The sequence below is a fragment of the Paenibacillus sp. J22R67 genome (assembly GCF_059692175.1).
This window is the reverse complement of record NZ_JCAUAX010000027.1, coordinates 26,486-33,313: the sequence shown is the minus strand read 5'-3', so window position 1 is coordinate 33,313 and position 6,828 is coordinate 26,486. Positions and strand designations below refer to the sequence as shown.

Sequence of the window (6,828 nt, the reverse complement as noted above, 5' to 3'; positions counted from 1 at the left end):
AAGAATTAAATCTAACCGAACCTTCTTTCAACTAATGGCGAACTATAGTTCAATCCCGCATGACGGCAGTCGTATATGATTGGCTGCCGTTGTCCGTTGAGCTAACGGATAACGTTAGTTCAACGTCACACTTGCGAAAATTGGAGGTTAAAAAATGTCCAACTTAAATTGGAAACAAGATAGAATTGGCTCCGCCATGCGCGGAGAGAATCCGTTGGTAATTACAGAGTTGAAAAGCGGGTTTGCTGTAATTGGTGACACTCAGTTTTTGCCAGGATATTGTGTGTTGTTGCCTTCGCAGAATGTTTGCTCGTTAGATCAACTCTCGTATAAGCAAAGAAGTGAATACCTATTAGATATGAGCATATTAGGTGAGGCGATTCAAAAGGCTTTAAACCCTCGCAGAATTAACTACTCCATATATGCATGGGGAGCTAAGGGCAGAAATTCGTTCGCACTTGCTTGAAATGGTTAAGGAAGCATACACCGAGGAATGAAGTTGACGGTACATTGTGCTAACGGGTAACTATAGTTGAATAAGCGTGGAGAAACCATCGTTATCAATAGGGATATTAAAAAATAACAGCCGTTAAAGATTAAACTCCCTCAGAGTACGATAGCTTCATAAAGAAAACCCAAGCAGGCGTTATGGACTGCTTGGGTTTTACATCGGTTTATTTAGATAGCTTAATCAAATTGAACATCTTGATCCAAGATAACTTCTTTCGGTGGACTGTCCATTGGTGGGGCATAAGGGATCAAAGCGAAACGGACTTCATTCATATTGTCAGGTAACGCGGATTAATTAAAAAGGTTATTTGAGTACGCCCACCACCGCCATGAGAACCATTCCTATGAACGTAGTATTGTTGACTGCCACTAATATCAAGCAGCAGTTGGGGGCGGATGTAACCAGTGTTTACATCGCTTTGAAGTTGCTTTATTTCAACAAATACAATGCTGCTGTTTTCATGTTGCATGCAATGTTTCAGGGAATACTCAAAACCATCAATTATGGTTTTCTTCATAATAGGTAGGACGTTCAAAAGTTCTCCGGATTCGTTAAGCATAATTGGGGTGTTACTTGAATTAAGACTGTTAAGCAACCAATTGATTTGTGGTGTCTAGACCATATTGGATTGACCATTTTTGTACAAGTTCTCTAGAAGGGATGAGCTGCCTACCATTAGATAATGCTTTGCGTTCAGTTAGCAGTCTGATAAGGGATTCGTCAATTGCCTTAATTTCATCATTGTATTCGTTTGGTATCATTTTCAGTTCAGACCAAGCCATCATTATGTCCTCCTTATTTCTAATTGTTTTCCCTTTCTAATTATAACAATATAAAGCAGGAATAGAAAAAGAAACAATGCAGGGCTGCTCGTGCGTTTGCAACCGAATTAAGTAACGGGTTAGTGTAGTAACAATCTAGAATTGTATAAGAGGTGAATTTAATTTCTAAGGTGGTTATTATGAGGTTCTGGGTCACTGTTGTTATTATTCTCCTTATAGTTTTAGCAGCTGGACTTGCTTGGTCAGTCTCAACAAAACATAATAATTCACATATTGAACCTTCGTATGATGGTTTTATGAGACGTCATGTAGAAGACTTCATGAAAATACCTGATGAGAATCAAAGTGAAAAGGACCAAACAAAATAAGTGAATCAGTTAAGCGACCACCTCAAAGTGCTTATTGCGCTAACGTAAGAACGATAGCGTTCAACAGCACGTATTTCTCAAAAAAAGATGAAGAACCTAGATAAAATGAAGAGACCATAGCTCGTTACTATGGTCTCCTTCTATTTATGGAGCGGTCAGTAAATCACTTCAGCTATCCGTCAACGTCTATCGCTGAACCGTCTGATCGCTTCCTCGGTCACCGGCGTGAAGAGGTTAACCAGATTGCCGTCGGGATCGCGAAACAACACAGCGCGGTTCCCCCAAGGCATAGTGGTTGGTTCCTTTACCCCTCATCAACAAACGACTTCAAGCGCTCGTACTCAGCATCGACATCATGGACGTGGAACTCGATGATGACAGTGTGATTGTCGGCCGCCACTGCTGAACCAGCGCCGAACATTTGCACCGTCTGGGAGTGGCTGATCGCCAGGGTACACGATGGCAAAACGAGTTAGGCAAAGACTGGCGCTAGGCGTTCCGCCGAAATACCCAGAACTTACTCATAAAACTCGACGAGACGACCAACATCGTCGGTTATGATGCGTACATTTTATGGATCTTCCTCCCTAATGAAAATTAATTTGACTCAAGGTGTTGACAATTAAAGGGAAGTGGCATATATTATTTACATACCAACCGAATGTATGTAAGGAGAGAGCAAATGGCAAGAAATAAATATCCGGAGGAAACGACCAACCAAATCCTAACCGTGGCGCTTGATCTCTTTATTCAAAAAGGATACGAGCAAACCTCGATTCAGGATATCATCAACGGGCTGGGGGGGCTGACAAAAGGGGCCATCTATCATCACTTCAAGTCGAAGGAAGAGATCATGCAGGCCGTTATCGATCATCTGTTCAAAGATGTTGACGGGATGTTGTCCAGCGTCCGGGACGACAAGGAGCTGAACGGTCTGGAGAAGCTTCGCAAGATTTCCAGCGTCTCGCTCAGCAATCCCGCCCAGAACGAAATGGCAGCTGTGGCACCAAACCTTTTGCGCAATCCGAAGCTGCTGGCAGCCCAGATCGAGCATATGATTGAAAAAGCGATCCCCGTCTATATCCAGCCCATCATCGAACAAGGCGTACGAGACGGCTCGATCAGAACCGAGTATCCAAAGGAGCTTAGCGAAGTGTTGCTCGTTCTCACCAATCTATGGCTTAACCCGTCGGTTATCCCGGCTTCGCCCGAGATGATGTTGAACAAGGTAAAGCTATTCGATGAAATCTTGAAAGGCCTGGGACTTGACCTGTTTGATGAGCGAATGCTTCAAAGATATGAGGAATTGTTCCGTATGTCAGCCAAAGAAGTAAGCATAGAGAAGTAGAAGTAAACTGCCTAAGGGCAGCTTATCTTTACATTTATACATACCATCGGTTGGTATGTATAACTAACCAGAGTTCAAAACTAAAAAACAATTCTAAGGAGATGTCGATGATATGAATCAAAAATTGACAATGAAAGAACGGAATGTAGTGACAAACTTTAGCGGAGGCAACCTGGTAAAAAGCGATTTTGCGGGCGTTACGGCCCCTAAAGGACAGTTTAAAGGCAGCGCGCTCTCCGGCTCCGACTTTTCGGTTGCTAATTTGATCGGCAGCACGTTCAAGAGCAGCGAGATGCGCGGAAGCCGTTATGACGGCGCGAATCTGACGGACTGCAGACTAACAGCGCTTGACCTGACTAATGCAAGCTTTAATCAGACGATCCTTGTACGAACTAATTTCGCCAGTTCCGTGCTGGAAGGAGCCAAATTCCGAGGAGTAAGAATGACGGACGTCACGTTATCGAGAACCGATCTTAGAAAAACGACTTTTGAAGATTGCTTATTTGATGGGGTTGACTTCAAGGACGCTGATTTAAGCGGAAAATGTTTGGACGGACAGACGTTTGTCGGCGTTAGGTTCGAGAAAACCGCGTTAACCGACGTTTCGTTCAAGGGCGCTACCTTTAAGAATGTTTCTTTCCACCCGGGCTTTACTGTGACTAAAAAGTACTATCGCATGATTAAAACCATCTGCTTTGACGGCGCAACGATGGATAAATTGACCTTTGCTGCTCTCAAAGGCATGGATGCCAATTTGTCAAAAGTCACAATCATTTGAAGGAGGGGATCCGATGCAAACCAAGACCATTAGCTCCAAGTGCTGAAGTGACGTTTCGGAGCCTATAGTGAAAGAACAGAAGCGGATTCTTTGATAGAGGATAGTTTAAAACAAAAATAAAGCGAGGGAAACGTAATGGAAAAGATAACTAGTTCGTCAGAAAATATGAAGAAAAGAAAATTCACTGATGGGCAGGATCGCCCAGAGCTGCAAAAGGCCATCGAGGAGATAGTCGATTCGGGTTTCCTAGGGATGCAGTTGCGCGTGCACGATGAGAAGGGCGAGTGGGTCGGTAGCGCCGGGGTTAGCAGGCTGGGCGAAGACGCGAAGCCGCCTACAAATGGACACTTCCGGATAGGCAGCAACACCAAGACCTTCACCGCGACCGTGGTGCTGCAATTGGTCGCCGAGGGCAGGATCGGGCTTGACGATTCGGTGGTAGACTACCTGCCCGAGTTCGGGCTGGACCGGCGGATCACGGTGCGGATGTTGCTGCAACACACCAGCGGGGTGTTCAACTTCACCGGCGAGTACTACGAAGATGGAACGGTCGTACCCGGGATCCTCTGGCAGGGCCAGGAGTGGGTAGAAAATCGATTCAAGACCTACCGGCCGGAGGAACTGGTACGGCTCGCAATGTCCAGGCCGTTACGATTCGATCCGGGAACGGACTGGAGCTATTCCAACACCAACTACGTGCTGGCCAGGCTGCTAATCGAGAAGGTTACCGGCTGCTCGCTCGCCGAGGAGATGAAGCGTTTGATTCTGGGGCCGCTTGGGCTGTCGGGTACCGTGGTACCAGATACGCAGTCGGAGATCCCCGAACCGCACGCCCACGCCTACTACCAATACGAGGATGCCGGCGAGCAAAAGACGGTTGACATCACCTGCCAGAACCCCTCCTGGATTTCCACCGGAGGTGACATGATTTCGACCACCCAGGATCTCCATACGTTCATCTCCGCGCTGATGGGCGGCAAGCTCCTCTCGGCTCCGCTACTGGCCGAGATGTGCAAGCCGCATCCCAAAATCGGCTATGGCTTGGGGGTGTTCCTGCAGGATGTCGGTCCAAACGGCGACGGTATCATCATCACCCATAACGGCGGTATTTCGGGCTACGCGGCACTGATGTACAGCACGCCCGACGGCAGCAAGACCCTGACCGCCTCAATTAACTATGTTGACGACGTCGCAATGTCCCTGGCAGTGGCGTTCCAGAAGGCGCTGCAGAGGCTCGTCAATGAGGTGTTCGGGGGCGGGCATGCCGAGTCGGCCGACGCGGCCGACCTGGCCAGTAATCAGGACTGAGCACCGTGGCCACGTCAAATCTTATAATTACAGAATGCTGGAGGAAATTCTTCGTTTGCTTTGATGAAGAAAGTTATATCGTTTATCAAAACCTAATAGAGGCATTCTAAACATTCCTGTATAGCCTAAGAAATGGGCTTTGTCAAAAAAGAAGCGCCTCGGTATGATGGGTTTGTCGACGGGTAAATACCCACACCATCAAGGAGGCGCTCTTATTATGAAGTTTAAGCAATCAGACGGACAAAATCAACGTATTGAACGAATTACCACTTCGCATCTTGTTGTGGGTATAGATATGGCTAAGGAAACTCAAGTAGCTCAAGCTACAAATTATCGCGGTATTGTTCTTACTAACCAGCATCTTTCATTTAAGAACACTATTCAGGGATTTGAGAAATTACTTCGTTGGATGGAAGGCTTACAACAAAAACACCGACTAAAGAACATCATAATAGGTATGGAGCCGACAGGACACTACTGGTACAGTTTGGCTAACTGGCTTGCCCAGAAAGACTTAAACGTCGTTTTAGTGAATCCTGCAACGACGAAGCGCAACAAGGAGAACCGAGATAATTGTCCTTCTAAGAGTGACCCGAAGGATGCTCTTGTTATTGCAGATGTTGTTAGCCGTGGCTATTATTATGAATACATTCGTCAAGCAACTCATTTTCAAAGGTTACGGACCCTAATGAATGATCGGGAATTTTGGGTGACAAATAGTGTTCGGATGCAGAATCGGATCATCCGCTGGCTGGATATACGCTTCCCTGAATATGCTTCGGTGTTTAAAGATTGGACCTGTCCACGATCCATAGCTACACTCAAAGAGTTCCCGTCTCCGTTGGATTTAAAAGGTCAATCCACATCAGAAGTAATTACAGGATAGCGACAATATATGAAACGAGCTGGCGGCTCCACGGGTATCCAAAAGGCAGCTGAACTACTCTCTAAAGCCGTTCAAAGCGTGGGAGAAACTGTAGCGCTGAATGAGGCCAAACAGGATTTGCATCGCTAACTAGGAGAATTCGAACGCATTGATGGTATATTGAACGAAATAGCACAAGAAATCGCAGGTCTACTTGGTGAGATCCCAATTGCTAGTCAACTTCGCTCCGTTAAAGGTTTGGGTACAATCTATATTGCAGCGATTCTGTCTAGCGCGGGTGATTTGAAGCAGTACGCTCATGGTCGCCAGTTGTTACGGAAAGCCGGTTTAAATTTGGCAGAAAGCATGTCAGGAAAGCGTAAGGGTCAGATCATACTCTCCAAACGGGGAGATTCCACACTTCGAAAATATTTGTATCTGGCTACCTTAACACTAGTGGGAACAAACCCAATATTTAAGCAATTACATGAGAATAATGTGTAAATTAAACATATGAGTAAGCAGAAGTCAATATTTAAATTGCTTGGAAAACTAGCACGAATCTTAGTAGGCATGGTGCATTCCGAGGAGTCGTTTATTCCTGAAAAAACGGTGCTTCCGTATACTCAGGCTGCCTAATATCTTTGGACTAACGTAAATTGATTCATTCGCAGGACTTCAAACAAAGAAAGCACGGAGGACCGAGTTCGTTCTTCAAAAGGGCACAGACCCATCCGCTAAACGCTATCGGTCTCCACACCTTGGATAGGTGTAACGAAGGAATGTAAGGGCGGCGATCCGTAGAGCCTTGGGATGGTCAATCTCCAGGGGATTGTGGAGTATGCGTGCAGTAGATTATTTAATTGGA

General features: G+C 45.8%; 5 protein-coding genes and 3 pseudogenes. 5 read left to right on the top strand and 3 right to left on the bottom strand.

Annotated elements, in window-relative coordinates:
- The first annotated feature begins 154 nt into the window (after positions 1-154).
- On the top strand, positions 155-466 hold the full coding sequence (locus AC58VC_RS37800) for an HIT family protein (protein WP_497376626.1): 312 nt from the start codon (positions 155-157) through the stop codon (positions 464-466).
- 313 nt (positions 467-779) lie between these two features.
- On the opposite strand, the gene AC58VC_RS37795 is transcribed toward AC58VC_RS37800, so the two are convergent.
- The 3 genes and pseudogenes from AC58VC_RS37795 to AC58VC_RS37785 form a co-directional block, all read right to left on the bottom strand.
- Entirely contained in the window at positions 780-1,028 is a 249-nt protein-coding gene (locus tag AC58VC_RS37795) for a hypothetical protein (protein WP_497376625.1), read from the bottom strand.
- A 70-nt stretch (positions 1,029-1,098) separates the two neighbouring features.
- Positions 1,099-1,293 (bottom strand): hypothetical protein, encoded by a 195-nt coding sequence (locus tag AC58VC_RS37790; RefSeq protein WP_497376623.1) that lies wholly within the window; start codon positions 1,291-1,293, stop codon positions 1,099-1,101.
- 547 nt (positions 1,294-1,840) lie between these two features.
- Positions 1,841-2,223: pseudogene (locus AC58VC_RS37785) on the bottom strand (VOC family protein).
- A 120-nt stretch (positions 2,224-2,343) separates the two neighbouring features.
- Between AC58VC_RS37785 and AC58VC_RS37780 the strand changes: the two are divergent.
- The 4 genes and pseudogenes from AC58VC_RS37780 (at position 2,344) to AC58VC_RS37765 (ending at position 6,599) form a co-directional block, all read left to right on the top strand.
- On the top strand, positions 2,344-3,009 hold the full coding sequence (locus AC58VC_RS37780) for a TetR/AcrR family transcriptional regulator (protein WP_497376622.1): 666 nt from the start codon (positions 2,344-2,346) through the stop codon (positions 3,007-3,009).
- A gap of 136 nt (positions 3,010-3,145) precedes the next feature.
- Positions 3,146-3,787 (top strand): annotated as a pseudogene (locus AC58VC_RS37775) (pentapeptide repeat-containing protein); the annotation flags it as partial.
- Between the two features lie 165 nt (positions 3,788-3,952).
- Positions 3,953-5,095, top strand: coding sequence for a serine hydrolase domain-containing protein (locus tag AC58VC_RS37770; protein ID WP_497376621.1), 1,143 nt, complete (start codon positions 3,953-3,955; stop codon positions 5,093-5,095).
- A gap of 217 nt (positions 5,096-5,312) precedes the next feature.
- Positions 5,313-6,599 (top strand): annotated as a pseudogene (locus AC58VC_RS37765) (IS110 family RNA-guided transposase).
- Positions 6,600-6,828: the final 229 nt, after the last annotated feature.

Bases quoted from the DNA above. Each gene is read 5' to 3' on its own strand.
- AC58VC_RS37800 (WP_497376626.1), top strand. From the start codon at position 155: ATGTCCAACTTAAATTGGAAACAAGATAGAATTGGCTCCGCCATGCGC.
- AC58VC_RS37795 (WP_497376625.1), bottom strand. From the start codon at position 1,028: ATGAAGAAAACCATAATTGATGGTTTTGAGTATTCCCTGAAACATTGC.
- AC58VC_RS37790 (WP_497376623.1), bottom strand. From the start codon at position 1,293: ATGGCTTGGTCTGAACTGAAAATGATACCAAACGAATACAATGATGAA.
- AC58VC_RS37780 (WP_497376622.1), top strand. From the start codon at position 2,344: ATGGCAAGAAATAAATATCCGGAGGAAACGACCAACCAAATCCTAACC.
- AC58VC_RS37770 (WP_497376621.1), top strand. From the start codon at position 3,953: ATGAAGAAAAGAAAATTCACTGATGGGCAGGATCGCCCAGAGCTGCAA.